General features: G+C 70.9%; 19 protein-coding genes and 1 tRNA gene. 10 read left to right on the top strand and 10 right to left on the bottom strand.

What is annotated here, in order from left to right:
* Positions 1–3 precede the first annotated feature (3 nt).
* The gene (locus ACIQGV_RS24125; protein WP_402497249.1) at positions 4–750 is read right to left on the bottom strand and encodes an enoyl-CoA hydratase family protein; all 747 of its coding nucleotides are present in this window, start codon (positions 748–750) and stop codon (positions 4–6) included.
* 86 nt (positions 751–836) lie between these two features.
* On the opposite strand from ACIQGV_RS24125, the gene ACIQGV_RS24120 reads away from it, so the two are divergent.
* Positions 837–1,598: an SDR family oxidoreductase gene (locus ACIQGV_RS24120; protein ID WP_402497247.1), complete on the top strand. Its 762-nt coding sequence runs from the start codon at positions 837–839 to the stop codon at positions 1,596–1,598.
* Positions 1,595–2,509: an SDR family oxidoreductase gene (locus ACIQGV_RS24115; RefSeq protein ID WP_402497245.1), complete on the top strand. Its 915-nt coding sequence runs from the start codon at positions 1,595–1,597 to the stop codon at positions 2,507–2,509. The genes ACIQGV_RS24120 and ACIQGV_RS24115 overlap by 4 nt, the downstream gene beginning before the upstream one ends.
* A 92-nt stretch (positions 2,510–2,601) precedes the next feature.
* Here ACIQGV_RS24115 and ACIQGV_RS24110 read toward each other — a convergent pair whose 3' ends face one another.
* A complete protein-coding gene (locus ACIQGV_RS24110; RefSeq protein ID WP_402497244.1) occupies positions 2,602–3,498 on the bottom strand; it encodes a hypothetical protein in 897 nt (298 codons plus the stop codon).
* 95 nt (positions 3,499–3,593) lie between these two features.
* Between ACIQGV_RS24110 and ACIQGV_RS24105 the strand changes: the two genes are divergently transcribed.
* The 5 genes from ACIQGV_RS24105 to ACIQGV_RS24085 all read left to right on the top strand — a co-directional run bounded on the left by ACIQGV_RS24105 (position 3,594) and on the right by ACIQGV_RS24085 (position 10,408).
* Complete coding sequence (locus tag ACIQGV_RS24105) at positions 3,594–4,028, top strand: GNAT family N-acetyltransferase (RefSeq protein WP_402497242.1); 435 nt, start codon at positions 3,594–3,596, stop codon at positions 4,026–4,028.
* Between the two features lie 165 nt (positions 4,029–4,193).
* Positions 4,194–4,556 (top strand): chorismate mutase, encoded by a 363-nt coding sequence (locus tag ACIQGV_RS24100; protein WP_402497241.1) that lies wholly within the window; start codon positions 4,194–4,196, stop codon positions 4,554–4,556.
* 252 nt (positions 4,557–4,808) lie between these two features.
* The gene (pepN, locus tag ACIQGV_RS24095) at positions 4,809–7,304 is read left to right on the top strand and encodes an aminopeptidase N (RefSeq protein WP_402497240.1); all 2,496 of its coding nucleotides are present in this window, start codon (positions 4,809–4,811) and stop codon (positions 7,302–7,304) included.
* 312 nt (positions 7,305–7,616) lie between these two features.
* Positions 7,617–8,984, top strand: a complete 1,368-nt coding sequence (locus ACIQGV_RS24090) for a pyridoxal phosphate-dependent decarboxylase family protein (protein WP_402497239.1) — start codon at positions 7,617–7,619, stop codon at positions 8,982–8,984.
* Entirely contained in the window at positions 8,981–10,408 is a 1,428-nt protein-coding gene (locus tag ACIQGV_RS24085; RefSeq protein ID WP_402497238.1) for a lysine N(6)-hydroxylase/L-ornithine N(5)-oxygenase family protein, read from the top strand. The genes ACIQGV_RS24090 and ACIQGV_RS24085 overlap by 4 nt, the downstream gene beginning before the upstream one ends.
* A gap of 23 nt (positions 10,409–10,431) precedes the next feature.
* On the opposite strand, the gene ACIQGV_RS24080 is transcribed toward ACIQGV_RS24085, so the two are convergent.
* Positions 10,432–12,243, bottom strand: coding sequence for a bifunctional metallophosphatase/5'-nucleotidase (locus tag ACIQGV_RS24080; protein ID WP_402497237.1), 1,812 nt, complete (start codon positions 12,241–12,243; stop codon positions 10,432–10,434).
* A 168-nt stretch (positions 12,244–12,411) separates the two neighbouring features.
* On the opposite strand from ACIQGV_RS24080, the gene ACIQGV_RS24075 reads away from it, so the two are divergent.
* Both ACIQGV_RS24075 and pyk read left to right on the top strand, forming a co-directional pair.
* Positions 12,412–13,128 (top strand): SIMPL domain-containing protein, encoded by a 717-nt coding sequence (locus tag ACIQGV_RS24075; RefSeq protein ID WP_402497236.1) that lies wholly within the window; start codon positions 12,412–12,414, stop codon positions 13,126–13,128.
* 182 nt (positions 13,129–13,310) lie between these two features.
* On the top strand, positions 13,311–14,741 hold the full coding sequence (gene pyk, locus ACIQGV_RS24070) for a pyruvate kinase (RefSeq protein ID WP_402497235.1): 1,431 nt from the start codon (positions 13,311–13,313) through the stop codon (positions 14,739–14,741).
* Between the two features lie 188 nt (positions 14,742–14,929).
* Here the strand turns inward: pyk and ACIQGV_RS24065 are convergent, their stop codons facing one another.
* Together ACIQGV_RS24065 and ACIQGV_RS24060 are read right to left on the bottom strand one after the other, a co-directional pair.
* Entirely contained in the window at positions 14,930–15,685 is a 756-nt protein-coding gene (locus ACIQGV_RS24065) for a hypothetical protein (RefSeq protein ID WP_402497234.1), read from the bottom strand.
* 107 nt (positions 15,686–15,792) lie between these two features.
* Positions 15,793–15,865 (bottom strand) — tRNA-Leu (locus tag ACIQGV_RS24060).
* A gap of 102 nt (positions 15,866–15,967) precedes the next feature.
* Here ACIQGV_RS24060 and ACIQGV_RS24055 point away from each other — a divergent pair.
* Entirely contained in the window at positions 15,968–16,636 is a 669-nt protein-coding gene (locus ACIQGV_RS24055; protein ID WP_402497233.1) for an ANTAR domain-containing response regulator, read from the top strand.
* Between the two features lie 143 nt (positions 16,637–16,779).
* On the opposite strand, the gene ACIQGV_RS24050 is transcribed toward ACIQGV_RS24055, so the two are convergent.
* The 5 genes from ACIQGV_RS24050 to ACIQGV_RS24030 form a co-directional block, all read right to left on the bottom strand.
* Positions 16,780–17,496, bottom strand: a complete 717-nt coding sequence (locus tag ACIQGV_RS24050; RefSeq protein ID WP_402497232.1) for an ABC transporter ATP-binding protein — start codon at positions 17,494–17,496, stop codon at positions 16,780–16,782.
* Entirely contained in the window at positions 17,493–18,557 is a 1,065-nt protein-coding gene (locus ACIQGV_RS24045) for an ABC transporter ATP-binding protein (RefSeq protein ID WP_402497230.1), read from the bottom strand. The genes ACIQGV_RS24050 and ACIQGV_RS24045 overlap by 4 nt, the downstream gene beginning before the upstream one ends.
* Positions 18,558–18,561: 4 nt before the next feature.
* Complete coding sequence (locus ACIQGV_RS24040; RefSeq protein WP_402497228.1) at positions 18,562–20,388, bottom strand: branched-chain amino acid ABC transporter permease; 1,827 nt, start codon at positions 20,386–20,388, stop codon at positions 18,562–18,564.
* A 5-nt stretch (positions 20,389–20,393) separates the two neighbouring features.
* Positions 20,394–21,326: a branched-chain amino acid ABC transporter permease gene (locus ACIQGV_RS24035; protein WP_402497227.1), complete on the bottom strand. Its 933-nt coding sequence runs from the start codon at positions 21,324–21,326 to the stop codon at positions 20,394–20,396.
* A gap of 115 nt (positions 21,327–21,441) precedes the next feature.
* Positions 21,442–22,680: a branched-chain amino acid ABC transporter substrate-binding protein gene (locus tag ACIQGV_RS24030; RefSeq protein WP_402497225.1), complete on the bottom strand. Its 1,239-nt coding sequence runs from the start codon at positions 22,678–22,680 to the stop codon at positions 21,442–21,444.
* Positions 22,681–23,102: the final 422 nt, after the last annotated feature.

Genomic DNA, 23,102 nt, shown 5'->3' with positions numbered 1-23,102 from the left:
CGCTCACCCCTCCCTCCCCGTCCCGAAGGTCCCGCGCACGCGCGCGGCCACTCCGCTCAGGGCCGCCTCGTAGGTGAAGCCCTGCTCGTACCGGTAGCTGCGGCGCACGTCCACCGGGTCGATGCCGTTGATCGCGGCCTTGGCGAGCCGCAGCAGCAGGCCGTCCTTCGCGGCGACCTCGCGCGCCAGCCCCAGCGCCGCGGCACGCAGCCCGTCGCGCGGCACCACCCGCCACACCGAGCCGTGCCGGTGCAGCTCGGCCGCGCCGACCGTGCGCGAGGTGTAGTAGAGCGTCCGCATCAGGTGCCGCGGCACCAGACGGGACAGATGCGTGGCCGCGCCGAGGGCGCCGCGGTCCAGCTCCGGCAGCCCGAACACGGCGTCCTCGCTCGCCACGATCGCGTCCGCGTTGCCCACCAGGCCGACACCGCCGCCCAGGCAGAAGCCCTGCACCGCCGCCACGACCGGGACCTCGCACTCGTAGACCGCCGCGAATGCCTGTGCACATCCCGAGTTGACGCCTATCAGCGCGCTGTCGCCCCGCGCCTGTATCTCCTTGACGTCCACGCCCGCGCTGAACCCCCGGCCCTCGGCGGCCAGCACCACGCACCGGACCTCCGGGTCCCGGCCCGCCGCCCGCACGGCGTCGGCCAGCGCGAACCAGCCGGCCACCGGCAGCGCGTTCACCGGCGGACAGTCGACCGTGACGACCGAAATCCCCTTTTCCGGGGACGAGGTGGAGACACCCATGGCGGCATCAGCTACCTTTCCACCAAACATTTGTTAGGTGTGGACGATTCGAAGCTAGCAGCCGGCACCGACAAGCGGGAGAGCCTGTGGAAAACTCGCTGCGCGGCAGGATCGCGGTCGTCACCGGGGGCACCAGGGGCGTCGGCGCGGGCATCGCGAGGGCGTTCGCCGCGGCGGGAGCCGAGGTCACGGTGTGCGCCCGCCGGCCTCCCGAAGTCCCTCTCGACGGCGCCGCGTTCCGACCGCTGGACCTGCGCGACCCGGCCGCCGTGCACGCCTTCTTCGCGGCGCTGCCCCGGCTCGACGTGCTCGTCAACAACGCGGGCGGCACCCCGTACCGGCGGCTCGCCGACGCTCCGGCCGAGCGGCACGCACGGGTCGTCGAACTCAACCTCGTCGCCCCGCTGACCGCGTCCCTCGCCGCCTACGAGCCGCTGCGCCGGGCCCGCGGCTCCGTCGTGATGACCGGCAGCGTCAGCGGCACCCGTCCCTCGCCCGGCTCGGCCGCCTACGGGGCCGCCAAGGCGGGCCTGGAGAGCCTCGCCCGTTCGATGGCGGTGGAGTGGGCGCCCGAGGTCCGGGTGAACACCCTGGTCGTCGGCATGGTCCGCACCGAGCGCTCCCACCTGCACTACGGCGACGAGGCCGGGGTCGCCGCCGTCGCCCGCACCGTCCCCCTCGGCCGCCTCGCCACGCCCTCCGACGTCGGCGCCGCGGCCGTCTTCCTCGCCTCACCCGCCGCCGCGTACATCACCGGGGCCTCGCTGCTCGTGCACGGCGGCGGGGAGCGGCCCGCCTTCCTGGACGCGGCGAACGCCGACAAGGACAACCGAGGAGAACCGACATGAGCGGAATCTGCGCGGGCCGGGTCGTCGCGGTCACCGGCGCCGGACGCGGCCTGGGCCGGGCCCACGCCCTGGCCTTCGCCGCCGAAGGAGCCCTGGTCGTCGTCAACGACCTCGGGGTCCGTCTCGACGGAACCCCCGCTGCGGACAGCCCGGCCGAGCGGGTCGTCGCCGAGATCCGCGCGGCCGGCGGCACGGCCGTCGCGCACACCGGGGACATCGCCACCGGCGAGGGCGCCGCCTCCCTGGTACGCGCCGCCGTGGAGACGTACGGGCGGCTGGACACCCTCGTCAACAACGCGGGCTTCCTGCGCGACCGGATGCTGGTCAACCTGGACGAGGACGACTGGGACGCCGTCGTACGGGTCCACCTCAAGGGGCATTTCCTGCCGCTGAAGCACGCCGCCGCGCACTGGCGGGCCGAGGCCGGGGCCGGACGGGCCCCCGACGCCCGGATCGTCAACACCGCCAGCGGGGCGGGGCTCGCCGGGTCGGTCGGGCAGGGCAACTACAGCGCCGCGAAAGCCGGGATCGTCGGCCTGACACTGGTCGCGGCGGCCGAGCTGCGCCGCTACGGCGTCCAGGTCAACGCCGTCGCGCCCGCCGCCCGCACCCGTATGACGGAACGCGTGTTCGCCGGGACCATGGGGGCACCGGCGCACGGCTTCGACGCGATGGCACCGGCGAACGTCTCCCCGCTGGTCGTCTGGCTCGGCTCCGCCTCCAGCGACGGCGTGACCGGGCGGGTGTTCGAGACCGAGGGCGGGCGGATCACCGTCATGGAGGGCTGGCACCCGGGACCCACCGCGGACAAGGCGGCACGGTGGACCCCCGCGGAGGCCGGGGAGCGAGCCCGTGAACTGCTGGCGGCGGCGCGGGAGCCACGGCCGGTGTACGGGGTCCGGAGCTCCTAGGTGCATCGACCCGCACGGTCGCCCGCACGGGCCCGGCCCCTGCTCCCGGGCCTCGCACCCCTGGGCCCCGTACCTCTCAGGTCCCGTACCTCTCAGGTGTCGCACTCCAGCACCGTGCGGCACAGCCCGCAGCGCGCCCTCACCCGGCCCCGCACCGGCACCCGGATCCGCTGGCGGCACGTGGGACACGGGAACGACACCCCGAGCGCCCCCGGATCCTGCGGAGTGAACGCGTACGGCGTGTCCGGTGCGGCGGCGACCGGTGCGTGCTGCCGGGCCCGCCGCCGGTCCCGCGCGTAGCGCAGGCGACCCGCCCGGCCCGCCGCCGTCAGCGGTGGCTGCCGCTCGTCGCGCCGGGCCATCGCCATGCCCTTCCCGTACGCCGTGTACGCCTGCGCGCTGGTGAACCACACCGACGGATCCTCCCCGAACACCAGCGACCGCTTGGCGAGGACGTAGCCGAACTCCTCCGGCGTGAGATAGCCCAGCTTCTGCGACGACGCGCCGTCCTCCCGGTAGGCGTCCAGCAGCAGCCAGCCCGCGCCCAGGTAGGTCGTCGCCGTGTCGGTGAGGATCTCGTTGTCCCGCGTGCCCGGGAACGACAGACCGAGCCGGTGCAGACAGACATGCATGATCTCGTGCGCGAGCGCCGCCCCGATGTCCCGGCGATGGGTGCGGAACCGGTCGTTCAGCTCCACGAAGTACTCCGGCCCTGCGGTCAGTTCGACGTTCGCCGCATGGGTCATCTCACGAAAGCTGACGATCACACGGGCGTCCGGCAGCCGGAAATGGCGCACCAGCTCGTGGGCGATCCGCTGCGTGCCCAGATGGAGGTCGTCGATGTCGCAGAACGCCACATCGGCCGGAGCCACGCTCACCGCGTACGCCCGCACGCTGTCGTACGACAGCCTCCGGTACAGCGCCGTGATCGCGGCCCGCACCGTCTCCAGATGCGGGTAGCCGTGCTCGACCGGTCCGCCGTTGGCCACGCCCCTACCCCCAAGACGTCCGAACCCGGTTCCACTGTACGAGGAGAGGAAAGGATGTCGACCGGCCTCGTCCGTCGCTGGCATACTCCGACCGCGTGAGAGACGATCATGACTTCACGCTCCGCGTGGGCGGCCGGGACGACGCACTGCAGAAGCTCCTCGACAAGGAGCTCACCGCCTTCAACGACCGGGCCACCCGCGCAGGTGCGCCCGAGGAGTTCAGCGTGGCCGTCACCGACGCCGACGGCGGAACCGCAGGCGGGCTCACCGGGTGGATCTGGGGCAGCCTGTGCGCCGTCGACATGCTGTGGGTCCGCGAGGACGCCCGCGGCGCCGGCCTCGGCACCCGGCTCATGCAGGCCGCGGAGGAGGAGGGCGTGCGCCGCGGCTGCACCGACATGATCGTCTCCTCCTTCACCTTCCAGGCACCCGACTTCTACCGAGGCATCGGCTTCCGTGAGACCGGCCGCACGGACGGCATTCCCGGCGGGCACCAGGACGTTCATCTGCACAAGAAGCTCGGGGCCTGAACGGAGCGGACCGGCCGCGAGCAGGGGACGGATCCGGCCGCACACCGGTCCGGCCGGATCCGCCGGGTGCCGCGCGCCCGGCAGGAGCCCGAACCGGCCGACGGCCCCGCGCTCACCCCGTGCGCCGGTGCTGCGACCCCCGGCCGCCACGTAGGGTGGACGCTCATGACCACCAGCAACAACGGAACCGCCGACGTCGACCCGGCCGTGCGCGAGGAACTCGCCCGGCTGCGCGACAGCATCGACAACATCGACGCGGCCGTCGTCCACATGCTCGCCGAGCGCTTCAAGTGCACCCAGCAGGTGGGCCGCCTCAAGGCCGTCCACCAGCTGCCGCCCGCCGACCCGGGCCGTGAGGCCCGCCAGATCGCCCGGCTGCGCACACTGGCCGAGAACGCCAAGCTCGACCCGGCCTTCGCCGAGAAGTTCCTCAACTTCATCATCGCCGAGGTCATCCGCCACCACGAGCGCATCGCCGAGGACACGGTCGGCGCCCAGACGGCCACGACGCCCTCCACGACGAACTGACGGGGCACGCGCGGGGAACACCGCGCCCCGCGGAGAGCACATCGCACCCCGCAGAGGGCACACCGCACCCCGCAGAGGGCACACCGCGCCCCGCGGAGAGCACATCGCACCCCACAGAGGGCACACCGCACCCCGCAGGACCACACGGCGAACGCACCGGAGCACGCCCGGCGTGCTCACAGCACGTCACGGACCGCTCACGAACCGAACCGCCCCTGTGCGGTGCCACAGCCATCAGGCAGCATGTCGTCCATGTCCGTACTCACGCGCGACGAAGCGCAGACCCGTGCCCAGCTCCTCGACGTCCATCGCTACCGCGTCGACCTCGACCTCACCACCGGCGACGACACGTTCGGCTCCCGCACCCGCATCAGCTTCACGGTGCGCGAGGGCCAGGACGGTACGGACACCTTCGTCGAGCTCAAGCCCGCCGAGCTGCGCTCCGCCGCTCTCGACGGACAGCCCCTCGACCCCGACAGCCTCGACGGCAACCGGCTGCCCCTGAAGAACCTCACCCCCGGTGAGCACGAGCTGCACATCGACACCGCCATGCGCTACTCGCGCACCGGCGAGGGCATGCACCGCTTCACCGACCCCACCGACGGCGAGGTCTACCTCTACACCCAGCTGTTCCTGGACGACGTCCAGCGCGTCTTCGCCGCCTTCGACCAGCCCGACCTCAAGGCCGTCTTCGAGCTGACCGTCAAGGCACCCGAAGGCTGGACCGTCCTCGCCAACAGCACCACCGAGCACCTCGGCGACGGACGCTGGCAGGCCGCCCCCACACCGCTGATCTCCACCTACCTCGTCGCCGTCGCCGCCGGGCCCTGGCACTCCGTGCGCACCGAGCACCGCGGCCTGCCGTTCGGCCTGCACTGCCGCCGCTCGCTCGCCCCCTACCTCGACGCCGACGCCGACGAGATCCTCCAGGTCACGCGCGCGTGCTTCGACCGCTACCACGAGAAGTTCGACGAGCCCTACCCCTTCGACTCCTACGACCAGGCGTTCGTCCCCGAGTTCAACGCCGGCGCCATGGAGAACCCCGGCCTCGTCACCTTCCGCGACGAGTTCGTCTACCGCTCCGCCGTCACCGACGCCGAACGCCAGACCCGCGCCATGGTCATCGCCCACGAGATGGCCCACATGTGGTTCGGCGACCTCGTCACCCTCAGGTGGTGGGACGACATCTGGCTCAACGAGTCCTTCGCCGAGTACATGGGCTACCAGACACTCACCGAGGCCACCCGCTTCACCGACACCTGGACCGACTTCGGCGTCGTCCGCAAGGGCTGGGGCTACGACGCCGACCAGCGGCCCTCCACCCACCCCGTCGCCCCCGACGCCGTCGACGACACGGCCTCCGCCCTGCTCAACTTCGACGGCATCTCCTACGCCAAGGGCGCCTCCGCGCTGCGCCAGCTCGTGGCCTGGCTCGGCGAGAAGGACTTCCTGACCGGCATCAACAACCACTTCAGCCGCCACAAGTTCGCCAACGCCACCCTCGCCGACTTCATCGACTCCCTCGCCGCCGCCACCGACCGCGACGTCCCCGCGTGGGCCGACGCCTGGCTGCGCACCACCGGGGTCGACACGCTCACCCCGCGCGTCACCACGGGGGACCAGGGCACCTGCGCCCTCACCGTCGACCGCGCCGGCAGCCGCCCCCACCGGATCTCCGTCGGCCTCTACGACCGCGACCTCACCGACGCCGGCCGCCTCGCCCTGCGCGAACGCCTCGACGTGGACGTCCCCCACACCACCGCACTGCCCATCGGCAAGCGGCCCGCCCTGCTGCTGCTCAACGACGGCGACCTCACCTACACCAAGGTCCGCTTCGACGCGGACTCCTTCGACACCCTCCGCTCGAGCCTGTCCGGGCTGCCCGAACCCCTCAGCCGCGCGGTCGTCTGGAACGCCCTCAGGGACGCGGTGCGCGACGGCGAACTCCCGCCCGCCGCCTACCTCGACACCGCCCGCGCGCACCTCCCGCACGAGACCGACCTCGCCCTCGTCCAGGGCGTCCTCGGCTTCGCCGCCACCCAGGTCGCCGACCGCTACCTCAGCCCCGAGGCCCGGCCCGTCGCCCAGTCCACCCTCGGCTCGCTGTGCCGCGACCTCATCCGCCGCACCGAGGACGGCGACCACCCCGGCCTGCGGCTGATCGCCGTACGCCACTTCATCGACGTCGCCGCCCAGCCCGACACGATCGCCGCCTGGCTCGCCGACGGCACCGTCCCCGGCGGCCCCGAACTCGACCCCGAGCTGCGCTGGCGCGTCCTGGAGCGTCTCGCCGTCCTCGGCGCCACCGACGAGGCCGCCATCGCCGCCGAACTCGAACGCGACCCCAGCGCCACCGGCCAGGAGGGTGCCGCCCGCTGCCGGGCCGCCCTGCCCGACGCCGAGGGCAAGGCCCGCGCGTGGGAGGCGATGTTCGGCGACGACCACCTGTCCAACTACCTCTTCACCGCCACCGCCCAGGGTTTCTGGCAGCCCGAACAGGCCGACCTGGTCAGCGGTTACGTCCCGCGCTACTACCAGGACGCCGTCGCTCTCGCCGGACGCCGCGGCCCCGCCATCGCCGAGGCCGCCGGCCGCTGGGCCTTCCCCGCGCACGCCGTCGACCCCGAGACGCTGCGCCTGGGCGAGCAGTGCCTGAAGGACGCCGACCCCATCCCCGCCCTGCGCCGCAAGCTCGTCGACCAGCTCGACGACCTCGCACGGGCCCTGCGGGTGCGCGGGGAGGCGTAGCGGCCCCGCCGCGGACACGGCGGGCCCGCCCCGGGCCCGCCCCCGTGTCCGGCACCCTCCCGACCGGAACCCGGTGGGGTGCCGGAACCCGCCGGTGGGGTGCCGGAACCCGCCGGTGGGGTGCCGGAACCCGCCGGGAGCCGGTGCCGGAACCCGCCGGAACCCGGGAGCCGGAAACCGGGGGCCGGAACCGGGAACTCCCGCGAGGAAGTACCCCCTTTCGGGTTCCGATCGTTGGGCTTTCCGGACGCGTCGCCCCTCCCCGCACAAGCTGGGAACCTCCCGCCACGCGCCCGCGGAGGAGCCCAGCCCATGAGCACACCACCCCTCGCCTCAGGCCCGCACGGCACCGAAGCGCTGCGGCCGCTGCTCGGCACGGTCCTCGACGCCCTCGACACCGGCCGTGCCGCCCGCGGCGGACCCCTGCCCGCGGGCGGTCCCCGCACCGTCGCGCGACGCCTGCGCTCGGCCGTCGGCGACGTCCTCCCCGAGCACGGCGACCCGCACGCCCTGCGCACCCTCGTCCACGCCCTCGCCGAAGGCGCCGCCGACCCCGCCGACCCGCTGTGCACCGCGCACCTGCACGGCCCGCCCCTGGCCGTCGCCACCGCCGCCGACCTCGCCGCGAGCGTCCTCAACCCCTCCCTCGACTCCTGGGACCAGGCTCCCGCCGCCTCCGAGCTCGAAACCCTCGTCACCCGGGCCCTCGCCGGCCTCGTCCACCCCGGCGGCACGGGCGACGCCCTCGTCACCACCGGCGGCACCGAGGCCAACCAGCTCGCCCTCCTGCTGGCCCGCGAGGCCCAGGGCGGCGGGACCCGCCTCGTGTGCGGCGCGGGCGCCCACCACTCGCTCACCCGTGCCGCCTGGCTGCTCGGCCTGCCCGAACCCGTCGTCGTCCCCGCCCCCGCGGGCGTCCTCGGCCCCGCCGAGCTCGACGCCGCGCTGAGCGGCCGCGGCGGGCCCCTGCTCGTCGCCGCCACCGCCGGCACCACCGACGCCGGCCTCGTCGACCCCCTGGCCGACATCGCCGCCGTGTGCCGCGCCCACGGCGCCCGGCTGCACATCGACGCCGCCTACGGCGGACCCCTGCTGTTCAGCGACCGCCGCCGGGACCTTCTCGCCGGCCTCGACGCCGCCGACACCGTCACCCTCGACCTGCACAAACTCGGCTGGCAGCCCGTCGCGGCCGGCCTGATCGCCGTACGTGAACCCGCGGACCTGCGCGCCCTGCACCAGCGCGCCGACTACCTCAACGCCGACGACGACACCGACGCGGGCCTTCCCGACCTCCTCGGCCGCTCCCTGCGCACCACCCGGCGCCCCGACGTCCTCAAGGTGGCCGTCACCCTCAAGACGCTCGGCCGCGCCGGACTGGGCGCTCTCGTCGACGCCGTGTGCGACCACGCCGAACAGCTGGCCGACCTCGTCACCGCGCACCCCCGCCTGGAACTCCACGCCCGGCCCACCCTCAGCACCGTCCTGTTCCGGCCCGCCCACGCCACCGACGACACCGTGGCCGCCGTACGCCGCCGCCTGCTCGGCGACGGCCGTGCCGTCCTCGGCCGGGCCCGCGCGGACGGCCGGCTCTGGCTCAAGGCCACCCTGCTCAACCCGCACACCCGGCCCGACGACCTGGCCGCACTGCTCGAACTCGTGGAAGGACACACCGCCCCATGAACCGCCCCCCGCACCACGACGGCGACACCCCGCGCGACCTCGTCGGGATCGGCATCGGCCCCAGCAATCTCTCCCTCGCGGCCCTGGCCCACCCGCTCACCGAACTCGACGCTGTCTTCTACGAGCAGCGCCCCGGCTTCGACTGGCACCCCGGCCTGCTCATCGACGGCGCCACCGTCCAGGTCCCCTTCCTCGCCGACCTGGTCACCCTGGCCGACCCCGCCAGCCCCTGGACCTTCCTCAGCTACCTCAAGGCCCGGGAGCGGCTGTTCCCCTTCTACTTCGCCGAGCGGTTCCACATCCAGCGCGCCGAGTACGACGCCTACTGCCGCTGGGTCGCCGAGAGCCTCCCCGGCCTCCGCTTCCACCACCAGGTCGACGCCGTCCGCTTCAACCCCGAGCGCGACGTCTTCGAGGTCGACCACACCCAGCTCGACAGCGACAGCGACGGCGGGGCCGAGGCGCTCGGCCGCACCCTCACCAGGAACATCGTCCTCGGCATCGGCACCGAGCCGTACGTCCCCGAGCCCCTGAAACCCCTGGCGCAAGCCCCCGGCGTCCCCGTCCTGCACGCCGCCGACTACCTGGAGCACCGCGAGGCCCTGCTCCAGGCCGGCCACGTGACCGTCATCGGCTCAGGACAGTCGGGCGCCGAGGTCTTCCTCGACCTGCTGCGCCGCAGACCGCCCGGCCGTGAACGCCTCCACTGGCTCGGCCGCACCCCCGCCTTCGCCCCCATGGAGTACTCCAAACTCGGACTGGAGCACTTCACGCCCGACTACACCCGCTACTTCCACGCCCTCGCCGAAGGCGTCCGCGACGAACTCGTCGCGTCCCAGTGGCAGCTCCACAGGGCCATCGACGCCGACACCATCGCCGCCGTCCACGACGAGCTCTACCGGCGCACCCTGCACGGCGGCTGGCCCGACGCCGTCCTCACCCCCGGCGTCCACGTCCGCACCGCCGGACGCATCGCCACCACCAAGATCGAGCTCCACCTCGAACACCTCCGGCAGGGCACCCGCACCCGCCTCACCACCGACGCCGTCGTCCTCGCCACCGGCTACCGCGAACGCCCCCTCGGCCGCCTCCTCGCCGGACTCGACCCCTACCTGCGCCGCGACAGCGCCGGACGCCCCCGGATCGACGAGAACTTCCGCCTCGTCCTCGACCCCTCCGTCAGCGGCGCGGGCTGCACGATCTACGTCCAGAACGCCGAACGCCACACCCACGGCGTGGGCGCCCCCGACCTCGGCCTCGTCGCCTGGCGCAGCGCCACCATCCTCAACACCCTCACCGGCAAGGAGCCCTACCCGCTGCCCGGGCGCACCGCCTTCACCACCTTCGGCCTGGAACAGCGACAGCCCCAGATCCCCTCCGCACGACAGCCCAGGGCGCTGACACCCCTCACGGAAGGAATCTGAGGCCGTCCACCTCACCCGGGCGCTCAGAACACCGGCGTGCCCTCACGGGTCAGCTTCCAGTCCACCGACGCGAAGTCCTTCGGGTCCAGCACACCCTTCGCGGTCACCCACTCCGCGATCCGCGTACGGATCTCCGTCGACTCCGACCACAGCTCCTGCGCCGACGCCACGTGCGGGAACGCGCCGCCGCCGTTCGCCCGGTAGTTGTTCACCGCGAACACGAACTTCTGCGCGTCGTCCAGCGCGGCACCGCCGTACGTCAGGTTCCTGATCCGCGAACCGGCCGGCTGGGCGATGTCGATGTCGTACGACAGGCCCGAGACGTAGTCGTAGTTGTAGTCCGGACGGCCGTTCGCGTTCGTCAGCTTCTCCACGTCCACCGCGGCACCCGCCGCCGTCCGGACGAAGTACTCCGCCGAGTACTCCAGGTACGCCTTGAGCTGCGCACCCGTCATCAGCTTCGCGACCAGCGTGTTGTCGTACACGTACAGGCTCGACAGGTCCCGGATCGTCACCCGGCCGGCCGGGATCTCCGAGGTCCGCGAGAACGGCGACGCCTGCGAGATCACCGGCAGCGAGGCGTACGCGCCGCCCGCCAGCGCCGCCTTGACGACGTCCTCCTGCACCTTCGTGATCAGGTCGATGATCGGGGCGTCCTTGTAGCGCGCCTCGACCGTCGTGAGCGTCTCGGTGGCCGTGCCGACCACCTGGTTGACGTACTTCACGACCGCCGCGTGCTCGTCGTCCAGCAGCTTGGAGATCTTCGGGTCGTCCGCCACCGCGTTCGAGTTGCGCAGCGAGGCCGCCACCGACTCGACCTCCCAGCGGCCCTTGCGGAACACCAGGTCGATGTCGAACAGGGTCAGCCGCTCCGCGTAGCACAGCGGCTCCGACAGCACGACCGTCTTCCCCGTCTTCTCGTTGACGACCTTCAGCTCCGGGATCTCCACGTGCGCGTGGCCCACCAGGATCGCGTCGATGCCCGGCACCAGCCGCGCCACGTTCGCCGCCGCGTTCTCCACGTACGGCAGCTGGTCACCGTACGACGACGTCCCCGACGAGCCGCTGTGCGCGGAGACGATCACCACGTCCGCGCCCATCGACCGCAGCTTCGGCACCCACTTCGCCGCCTGCTCCTCAAGACCCGGGAACGCCAGCTTGCCCTGGACGTACGCCTTGTCCCAGATCGCGATACCGGGGTTCGTCAGACCCAGCACCGCCACCTTCACCGGCCGCGCGCCCTTCACCCGGAAGGTCTTCATGAAGTACGGCGGGAACGCCGGCCGCAGCGTCTTCGCGTCCACCGCGTTCGCGCCCAGCAGCGGGAAGTCGCACTGCTCCTCGAACTTGCGCAGTGTCTCGATGCCGTAGTTGAACTCGTGGTTGCCCAGCGCCACCGCGTCGTACCCGATGGCGTTCATCGCCTGCGCCATCGGGTGCACCGGCCCGCCCTCGGCCGTGATCGGGTCGACCTTCGCGTAGTAGTACGTCAGCGGGGTGCCCTGAATCGTGTCACCGGCGTCCAGCAGCAGCGTGTTGCAGCGGCCCTTCTCCTCGCGCACCTGGTCCACCAGCGTCGAGATCCGGGCCAGGCCCTTGGCGTTGCCCTTCGTGTCGGAGTACTCCGTGTCCTTGAAGTAGTCCCAGTTGAAGACGTTGCCGTGCAGGTCGGTCGTGCCCATCACGGTCAGCGAGTACCGCTTCTCGCGGCCCCCCTGCGCCGCGGGCGCGCTCGGGGCGGCCTGCGCCGCCGGAGCCGCAGCGGTCCCGGCCAGCGCCACACCCGCCCCGGTCACGGCGGACTTCTTCAGGAACTTCCGACGGTCCAACGCCATGTTCGAACTCTCCTCGGCGATGAGAAAGGGTCACAACGCGCGTAGATAACGCGCGTAGATTCTGACCCGCCCACGGCGGACAGCAATAGTCCCCACAGGTTGCGATTGAGTGACCCGGCCGGTGAACCAACGGCCTTGACCCGCCCGATCGATGACAGAGTGGGACGTATGACCGCATCCGAGTCCGATGACCCCCGAGCATTCGTCCCCTACGGGACGCCCGACGCGCCCCGCGTCGCCGTCCGCGGCGAAGCCCACCTGGAGGTCGACCCCGAGATCGCCCGCCTCGGCATCACCGTCACCGCCCGCGGCCGTGACCGCCGCTCCGCCCTCGACGACCTCACCCGCCGCAACACCACCGTCCTCGACCTCGTCAAGTCCTGCGGCGAGGCCGTCGAACGCCTGGAGACCGGCGCCTTCTCCATCACTCCCGAGCTCACCCGGCACGGCCGCGGCGAACGCGTCCGCACTTATCACGGAGCCGTGCGCATCACCGCCGAGCTCACCGACTTCACCCTCCTCGGTGAACTCACCACCCACCTCGCCGACCTCGACCTCACCCATGTCGACGGACCCCGGTGGGACCTGCGTCCCGACTCGCCCGCCCATCGCGAGGCGCGCCGGCAGGCGGTGAGGGAAGCCGTCCAGCGCGCCCGTGAGTACGCCGAGGCGCTCGGCACCACGCTCGCCGCCCTCGTCGAACTCGCCGACATCGGCGCCGAGGTGTCCTCGCCCCACCAGGCGGCGCCCGGCCGGATGCGTTCAGCCGCCTACGCCGTGGCCGCCGAGACCGACGCCGCCGCCCCGCTCGACCTCGAACCCGAACGCCAGCACGTGTACGCGGCGGTCCACGCCCGGTTCACGATGAACCCGCCCGCGCTGTAGGAAATCATTCATGGAAGCGGAATTCGAATAGAAGGAGGAACGGCAGTGCGGCAGCCTCCGGAATGCTCATCGGAGCGGACGCCCGCACAATTCAACACTTGTCAACAGCCCTTCATGCAAAGGTTGTTGAGTGGTCATGCCCGGCCAATTCTCTACCCGCCGGTAAGGCATAGGCTCGAACCATGCGCCGAGCAAAGATCGTCTGTACCCTGGGCCCCGCCACCGACTCGTACGACCAGATCAAGGCACTGGTCGAAGCCGGAATGGACGTCGCCCGACTCAACCTCAGCCACGGCAGCCACGCCGAGCACGAGGAGCGTTACCGGCGTGTCCGCAAGGCCGCCGACGAGACCGGCCGCAGCGTCGGCATCCTCGCCGACCTTCAAGGCCCGAAGATCCGCCTCGGCCGATTCACCGAAGGACCCGTACTCCTCGAACGCGGCGACACGTTCACCATCACCGTCGAGGAGGACGCCGAGGGCGACCGCCTCCAGTGCGGAACCACCTACAAGGGCCTCGCCTCCGACGTCACCCCCGGCGAGCGCATCCTCGTCGACGACGGCAAGGTCTGCCTGGAGGTCACCGGCGTCGACGGCCCCCGCGTCCGCACCACCGTCGTCGAGGGCGGCATGGTCTCCGACCACAAGGGCCTCAATCTGCCCGGAGTCGCCGTCTCCGTCCCCGCGCTCTCCGGCAAGGACGAGGACGACCTGCGCTGGGCCCTGCGCACCGGCTGTGACGTCATCGCCCTCTCCTTCGTCCGCAGCGGACGCGACGCGGAGGACGTCCACCGCATCATGGCGGAGGAGGGCCGCAGGCTCCCGGTGATCGCCAAGGTCGAGAAGCCGCAGGCCGTGGACGCGATCGACGACATCGTCGCCGCCTTCGACGGCATCATGGTCGCCCGCGGCGACCTCGGTGTGGAGATGCCGCTGGAGCAGGTGCCGATCGTCCAGAAGCGGGCCGTCAAACTCGCCAAGCGCAACGCCAAGCCGGTGATCGTGGCGACGCAGATGCTCGACTCGATGATCGAGAACTCGCGTCCGACCAGGGCGGAGGCGTCGGACGTCGCCAACGCCGTGCTCGACGGCACGGACGCGGTGATGCTGTCCGGCGAGACCAGCGTCGGCAAGTACGCCGTCGAGACGGTCAGGACGATGGCCCGCATCGTCGAGGCGGCCGAGGAGGACATGCTCGCCAAGGGCCTGCCGCCGCTGACCGAACGCAACAAGCCCCGCACGCAGGGCGGAGCGGTCGCCCGGGCGGCGGCCGAGATGGGCGACTTCCTGGGCGCCAGGTTCCTCGTCGCCTGCACCCAGTCCGGCGACACCGCCCGCAGGCTGTCCCGCTACCGCTCCCCGATCCCCCTGCTCGCCTTCACCCCCGACCCGGCGACGCGCTCCCAACTCAGCCTGACCTGGGGCGTGGAGACGTTCCTCGGCCCGAGCGTGGACTCCACGGACGCGATGGTCGAGCAGGTGGACGAGCTTCTGCTCAAGTACGGCCGCTGCGAGCCGGGCGACACGGTCGTCATCACGGCCGGCTCCCCGCCCGGCGTCTCCGGCACGACCAACCTGGTCCGCGTGCACCACATCGGCGAGGCGGACTGCTAGGGCCTGCCTGACCATTCGCGTCGTCGCCCGAAGGGCGGCCGCGCGCCGTCAGGTGCGTGCTCTCGGCGTGCCGGCTCCAGGCCCTCGTACCGGAGGACGTACTCGGGTCCGGGGCCGGTGCGGCGAGAGTGCGTGCACGGCGTCGCGCGGCAGACGGGAATTGTCAGACAGGCCCTGGCGGAGCCCCCTCACCTCTTCGGGCCGACGTGGGTGTCGAGGAGGGCGACCGAGGCTCCGCGGGCGACGGAGACGTTCCGTTCGTTCGCGAGCCTCCATTCGACGCCCACGCTGTCGAGGGTGCTCGTGAACAGCCGGACGATGTCCTCCGACCTGTTCGTGAAGGAGTACCGGGGGTACTCGTAGCGCTTGCGCTCCCCGCCGATCACCCGCGTCGTCCAGTTGGTCGTACGGCATCCGTCGGAGTGGATGAGGCCGCGGACGAACTCCCACGGGTGGCCGTCGACGACAGCCCGCTGCCAGGGTTCGAGGACGATGGGGCGCTCGTGTTTTTTGCCGGGGCCGTGCTGGGGGAAGAGGCAGGTCCAGTGCCTGGTGAACGACTTGACGTCGACGCACCCCGCCCGGTGCATACGGCTGATGCCCGGCTCCGGCAGGACGGTGCGCATGGCGTCCTCGGCGGCATCGATCAGGCCCGGCCAGGAAGCCGCACACGTGACCATCAGATAGTGCTGCCTGGGCTTCGAGACGATGTAGCCGTCACCCAGATAGAGGCCCAGAAGGTAGGCGTAGGCGGAGGGGTCCTCGGGACCCTCCGGTACCTCCTGGCAGCGGAAGCAGGGGCGGTCCTGGCGCCGCGGCTCCGGCGGGGTCAGCCAGGACCTGATCGCCGATCGGGAAATGCCGGTCGCTCTGCTCACCGAGTTCAGGCTGCGCCCCTGGGCGATCAAGTCCAATGCCCGCCTGCGCGTGCCGATGTCGTACACATGCCCAAGTGTGTGCGGGTGATCCAGTGAACGCGGAGCGAAAAGCGGATGTTCACCGGAACGGGAACATCCACCCAATAGTGGTGACCTTGGATTTGGAGGAAAAGTACCCCGGGTCGGATTCGAACCGACGCTGTATGGTGTTTGAGACCATTGCCTCTACCGCTGGGCTACCGGGGCTCCCTTGGAAACAAAGGACGACGGTCACCCGCCGTGCCCCCACCTTATCGCAGCTAGGTAGGCTCTTGTCAGCAGTACCCCTGCCCTGAACAAGGAGCTCCCGTGACCGCGCCCGAGTCGCCCCAGCCCGTAGACGCGCCCGACGACGACAAGTCGCACGTGCCTCCGCTGACGACCCGTGTCGTCATCGCCGAGGACGAGGCCCTCATCCGGCTCGACCTCAAAGAGATGCTGGAGGAGGAGGGCTACTCGGTCGTCGGCGAGGCCGGTGACGGTGAGCAGGCGGTGGAGCTCGCCCGTGAGCACAGGCCGGACCTCGTGATCCTCGATGTGAAGATGCCCAGGCTCGACGGCATCTCCGCGGCCGAGAAGATCACCGAGGAGTCGATCGCCCCGGTGCTGATGCTCACCGCGTTCTCCCAGCGCGACCTCGTCGAGCGCGCCCGGGACGCCGGAGCCATGGCCTACCTGGTGAAGCCGTTCAGCAAGAGCGACGTCGTACCGGCGATCGAGATGGCCGTGTCCCGCTACACGCAGCTGAAGGAGCTGGAGAAGGAGGTCGCCGACCTCAGCCAGCGCCTGGAGACGCGCAAGCTGGTGGACCGGGCGAAGTCGATCCTGCAGACGGAGTACGGGCTGACCGAGCCGGCCGCGTTCCGCTGGATCCAGAAGACCTCCATGGACCGGCGCATGTCCATGCAGCAGGTCGCCGAGGCGGTCATCGAGGACGCCGAGGAGAAGAAGGCGGCGAAGTCCGGCGACAAGGGCTGACGCCGCCCGCGCCACGACCGAGGCACGCGCCGCCAAGGCCCGCGCCACGACCAAGGCCCGCGCCACGACCAAGGCCCGCGCCACGACCAAGGCCCGCGCCCCGGATCACCGGGACGCGGGCCTTGGTCATGTCACGCGGGTGCTCAGTCCTCGCCGAGGTACGCCTTGCGCACCGAGTCGTCGTGGAGCAGGTCCCGGCCCGTGCCCGACAGGACGATGCTGCCGACCTCCATCACATGGCCCTGGTCGGCCAGCGACAGCGCCGCCTGGGCGTTCTGCTCGACGAGCAGGATCGTCGTGCCCTGGGACTTGAGCTCGGCGATGGTCGCCATGATCTTCTGCATCATGATCGGGGAGAGACCCATGGAGGGCTCGTCGAGCATGAGCAGCTTCGGCTGGGACATCAGCGCCCGGCCCATGGCGAGCATCTGCTGCTCGCCGCCCGAGAGGGTGCCCGCGGCCTGCTTGCGGCGTTCCCCGAGGATGGGGAAGAGGTCGTAGGCGCGCTGGATGTCCTTCTCGATGCCTGCCTTGTCGTTGCGCAGGAAGGCGCCGAGGCGGAGGTTGTCCTCGATCGTCATGCGGGGGAAGATGTGCCGCCCCTCGGGGGAGTGGGCGAGTCCCAGCGAGACGACCTTGTGGGCGGGGATCTTCTTGAGGGACTTGCCCTCGAAGCGGATCTGGCCGCCGACCGGCTTGAGCAGACCGGACAGCGTGCGCAGGGTGGTGGTCTTGCCCGCGCCGTTGGTGCCGATCAGGGTGACGACCTCGCCGGCCTCGACCTTGAAGGAGATGCCCTTGACGGCCTCGATCTTGCCGTAGGCGACCCGGAGGTCCTCGACTTCGAGCAGTGCGGTCATCGGTCGTTCTCCTTGCCGGGCGCGTTGTCCTTCGGTGCGTCGGCTTCTGCCTCTGCGGCCTCGGCCTCGGAGGTCTCGCCCTGCGCGGGCTCCTCCTCGGCCTCGGCCTCGGGGGCCTGTGCCTCGCCCGCCTCGGCCTCCGCGACTTCCTCGCCCGCCTCGGCCTCGGTGGCCTCGGTGGTCTCGGCCTCCGTGGTCCCGGCGGCCACAGCGGCCTCCGCGGTCTCGGCCTCGGCGGCCTCCTCCGCGCCCGGGTCGCCCTCGAAGGGCTCACCGAGGTAGGCGGCGACGACACGCTCGTCGCCCTGGACGGTCGCGCTGTCGCCCTCGATGAGCTTCTCGCCCTGGACGAGCACGGCGACCCGGTCGCACAGGTTGAAGATGAACCGCATGTCGTGCTCGATGACGAGGACGGCGATGCCCATGTCGCGGATGGCGAAGACCAGTTCCTCGGTGGCCCGGGTCTCCTGGGGGTTCATGCCCGCGGTGGGCTCGTCGAGGAGCAGCAGGCCCGGCTCGCTGGCCAGGGCCCGCGCGATCTCCAGCTTGCGCTGCTCGCCGTAGGGGAGGTTGCGCGCCAGGTGCTCGGCCTTCCCCGCCAGGCCGACGAACTCCAGGAGTTCCATGGCGCGGTTGCGGGAGGCGGCCTCCGCCTTGTGGAAGCCGGGGCCGCGCAGAAGGGCGGACCAGAGGCCCTCCTTGGTGCGGGTGTGACGCCCGACCAGGACGTTCTCCAGGACCGTCATGTTGGCGAACAGACGGATGTTCTGGAAGGTACGGGCGATGCCGGCCGCGGTGACCTTGAAGGACTTCGGCGGCAGGACCTGGCCCTTGTAGCGGACCTCGCCCTCGGTGGGGACGTACAGGCCGGTCAGGCAGTTGAAGAAGGTCGTCTTGCCGGCACCGTTGGGGCCGATGAGTCCGACGATCTCACCGCTGTTGACCTGGAGGTCCACGCCTCGTACGGCGGTGAGGCCGCCGAAGCGCATGGTGACGCCGCGGGCGTCGAGCACCGTCGTCTTGGTGGCGGCGGTGTCCTTGGTGGTGGTTTCGGTGGTCATGTGGTCAGGCCCCTGCCTTGCCGAGGACTGTGGGAGCGGCGGCTTCCTCGTGGAACTCGAGCTGGCGGCGCCGGTTGGGGATGAGGCCCTCCGGGCGGAAGCGCATCAGCAGCACCAGCGCGAGGCCGAAGGCGAAGAGCTGGTAGTCGTCGAGGAACTGAAGCTTGGCCGGGATGAGGTAGAGCAGGGCGGCGCCGACGAGCGGACCGCTGATGGTGCCCATGCCGCCCAGGACGACGGCCGCCAGCAGGAACGCGGAGTTCGGCGGGACGACGGCGGCGAACTGGTACTGCTCCGGCGTCACGGTGTAGGTGACGTGGGCCTGCACCGTGCCGGCGAGACCGGCGAGCGCGGCACCGAGGGCGAAGGCGATGAGCTTGACCCGGAAGCCGTTGATGCCCATGGCCAGCGCGGCCGTCTCGTCCTCGCGGATGGCGATCCAGGCGCGGCCGATGCGCGAGTCGCTGCTGCGGCGGAAGACCACCACGACGATCAGCGTGATGAGGAGCATCAGCAGGAAGTAGTTGGCGAACCGCGCGATGGTGAAGCCGAGGAACGTGTGCTCCGCGCCGAAGTCGAAGCCCAGGATGTTCAGGTTGGGGATGGCGGAGATGCCGTTGGAGCCGTTGGTGATGTCCGGGCCCGAGGTGCCGTCCAGGTTGAGGACGGTGATGCGGAAGATCTCACCGAAGCCGAGCGTGACGATGGCCAGGTAGTCGCCGCGCAGACGCAGGGTCGGCGCGCCGATGATGACGCCGAAGACCATGGCCACCGCGGCGCCGAGCAGGGCGGACGCCCAGAACGGCAGGTGGATGTCGAACGGCGAGGACGGGGAGCCGGAGACCATGGCCGCGGTGTAGGCGCCGACACCGAGGAAGGCGACGTAACCGAGGTCGAGCAGACCGGCGAGGCCGACGACGATGTTCAGGCCGAGGGCGACGGTCGCGAAGATCAGGATGTAGACGCCGATCGTCGCGTACTGGTCGTCGGACTGGGTGAAGGGGAACGCGGCGGCGGCGGCGAAGGCACCGATCATCGTCACGGTGCGGTACTTGGCCGTGAGCGCCGAGACCCGGCCCACGAGACCGGCCTTGGCGAGAGCCGCGAAGCCGAAGCCGGCGGTGATGAGGAAGCCGATGAACAGTTCGTCGTACTCGGTGCCGATGCCGTAGGTGAAGACGACCAGGCCGACGGTGAGCGCCGCGACGATGATCAGGATCTCGGCGTACGAGGGGAGCTTGCGCGCCGGGGCGGACGGTCCGGTCGCGAGCGCGGCCTTGAGGACGGCGCCCACGCCGCGCAGGCGGTGACGCAGCTGCTCGGACTTGCTGTCCTCGGGGTCGATGGGCTCGGGCTCGGGCCAGTCGAACGACAGCGAGAACGCGCCGAGCACGGCGGCGAGCGTGGCCACGCCGGCGATCCAGCCGCCGGGCTCCAGGTTCACCAGGCCGCCGAGCTGGGTGCTGATCGCGATGATCGTGTACCAGGCGGTGGCGAAGGTGCCGAACGCGGCGAGCCGCAGGGCGCTGTCGGAGCCGGCGGGGGTCAGCCAGCGCAGGCCCTTGATGCCGTACGAGGAGAGGCCCAGCAGGGCGGTGAGGGCACCGCCGATGAGGACCAGGACCTGGAGGCCGCCGGGGTAGCCGTAGACGGTGAGGTCGCCGGGGAACTCGGAGGTCCAGGTCCACGCCATGAAGGTCGACACGACGGCGAGGGCGCCGCCCGCGGTGGCCAGGGCGCGGGCGAGGGGCTGGGGGAGCCCGATCAGGCCGGCGTGCTTGACCGTGTCGCTCTTGGAGGAGGTCTCGGGTGCGGTGGTCTGTGTCGTCATGGGTCTCACGCCCTGTCCGCGACGCGTTCGCCGAGCAGACCCTGGGGCCTGACCAGCAGTACGAGGATGAGGAGTACGAAGGCCCAGACGTTGGCCCAGGACTGGCTGCCGAACTGCTCCATGCCGGGGATGTCGGAGATGTAGGCGGTGGACAGGGCCTCGGCGACGCCGAGGACGATGCCGCCGAGCATGGCGCCGTAGATGTTGCCGATGCCGCCGAGGACGGCCGCGGTGAATGCCTTGAGGCCGAGGATGAAGCCCATGCGGAACTGGACCTCGCCGTACTTCAGGCCGTAGGCGACGGCGCCGACGGCGGCGAACGCGGCACCGAGGGCGAACGCGACCACGATGATGCGGTCGGTGTTGATGCCCATGAGCTTGGCGGTGTCGGGGTCCTGCGCGGTGGCCTGCATGCCGCGGCCGGTGCGGGTCTTCATCACGAAGTACGCGAGGACCGCCATGCTGATGGGGGCGGCGACGAGCAGGAAGACGTCACCGGTCTGGATGGTGACGCTGCCGATCTCGAAGGGGCCGCCCTCGATCTGGGGGAAGGTGATCGCGGAGTTCGCGTCCGGGTACCAGGCCCAGACCGCCTGCTGGAGGGCCAGGGAGAGGCCGATGGCGGTGATGAGCGGGGCAAGGCGGGGAGCGGTACGCAGGGGCCGGTAGGCGAACCGTTCCGCCCCCATGGCGACGAGGACGGCGACGATGATGCCGCCTATGAGCATCAGGGGCAGAGCCACCCACATCGACGTGCCGTCGGGCAGCACGTAGAGCCAGACTGTGAGGGCGCCGAACCCGCCCACCATGAAGATCTCGCCGTGGGCGAAGTTGATGAGCTGGACGATGCCATAGACCATTGTGTAGCCGATGGCGACCAGGCCGTACATGGATCCTAGTAGCAGGCCGTTGACCAGCTGCTGCGGCAGTTCGTTCACCGCATGTCCTCCGAGACGTTTCGGATGATTCGACGGATGGGACCGGATGTGAGTCCGCGCGGGGCGCCAGTGGTGCAGCGCCCCGCGCGGCTCAGAGGTGGTGCGTGAGGAGGTGTCAGCCGGTGTAGGTGCCGGACTTGACCGACGCCCACTTGCCGTCCTTGACGGCGTACACGGTGAGCTGCTTGTTGGTCGCGTCACCGAACTCGTCGAAGGAGACCTTGCCGGTCACACCGTCGAAGGAGACGCCCTGCATGGCCTCGGTGACCTTGGCGCGAGCGTCCTCGGGGAGCTTGCCGCCGTTGCCCTCGACGACCTTCTTCACGGCCTCGATGATCGACCAGGCGGAGTCGTAGGAGTAACCGCCGTACGCCTCGAAGGCCTCCTTGTAGCCCGCGGCCTTGTAGTTGGCGACGAACTCCTTGGCGGAGGGCAGCTCCTCGACCGGCGCGCCGACCGAGGTGGCGAGGTCGCCGGTGCCGGCGGCGCCGGTCAGGGAGATGAAGTCGGCGCTGTAGATGCCGTCACCGCCGACCACCGGGATCTTGGCGCCCGCGGCCTTGATCTGCTTGCTGAGCGGGCCGGCCTGCGGGTACTCGCCGCCGTAGTAGACGACGTCCGCGCCGCTGCTCTTGACCTCGGTGGCCACCGCGGAGAAGTCCTTGGTGTCGGGGTCGATGTGCTCGGTGCCGACGACCTTGCCGCCGAGCTTCTTGAACTCGTCGGAGAAGGTGGCCGCCAGGCCGGCGCCGTAGGTCTTCTTGTCGTCGATGACGAAGACCTTCTTCTTCTTGGCGTCGTTGAAGACGTACTGCGCGGCGAACGGGCCCTGGATGGCGTCCGTGGTCGCGGTGCGGAAGTACGACTTGTAGGTGCGCGCCTTCGACTTCTGCCAGTCCGGACCCTGGGTGAGGGCGGGGTTGGTGTTGGCGGGGGAGACCTCGACCAGCTTCGCGTCGTCGAAGACCTTCTGCATCGACTCGGCGACGGAGGAGTTCAGCGGACCGACGACACCGAGGACGTCCTTGTTGGCCACGAGCTTGGTGGCGTTCTGCTGGCCGGAGGACGGCTGGGCCTGGTCGTCCAGGGCCACGACCTCGAAGGTCACACCCTCGACGAACTTCTCCTTGTTGGCCGTCTTGGCGGCGAGGTCGACGGAGTTCTTGATGCCGAGACCCAGAGCGGACAGGTCACCCGTCAGCGGAGCGTCGACACCGATGACGACCTTGGTGGTGCCCGAGCCGCCGCTGCTGTCGGAGCCGCCGCCGCTCTCGTCGCGCGAGCCGCAGGCGGTGAGGGTGAGAGCTCCCGCTGCCAGCGCGGCGGTAATGGCGATGAGCGAACGTTGACGCACGATCCAGTCCTTTCCCTGGCGCGGCCCTCCCCGGTGGGAGGGGCCGAGTCGAGCGCTGGGGCCGAAGAGACTTCGATTCCGGTGGCGCGGTGACTGGCCGTGACTCTAAGCGTGTGTGGGGAACGTGGAGGAGGGCCTGGCCAAGGCTGTGACGCTCTTGTTATGACACGACGTAATGCAGAGCGGTACTTCCTGGGGGGAAGAGTGGAATTCTGGCCGATTCGCGCAGTCTGCATTGTGAGACGCGCAGGACTGACTCCGTTGTCATCAGGAGTGATCTAGGGTTTTGGTGATGTCGCAAACTCGTTGCTGCAGGCTACTTGCAGGGCGTCGGCGAGGGCGCGCGCGTACGGGGCGCCGAGGATGAAGCTGTGCGTCTGTATTGCACGCGTATTACGTAGAGTTACGTCCAGGAAGGGGAG

Origin of the sequence: Streptomyces sp. NPDC093094, assembly GCF_044754345.1 — a bacterium.
In the GTDB taxonomy this organism is placed as follows: Bacteria; Actinomycetota; Actinomycetes; order Streptomycetales; family Streptomycetaceae; genus Streptomyces.
Note: the sequence above shows the minus strand (reverse complement) of the source record. Positions and strands in the feature narration are given on the sequence as shown.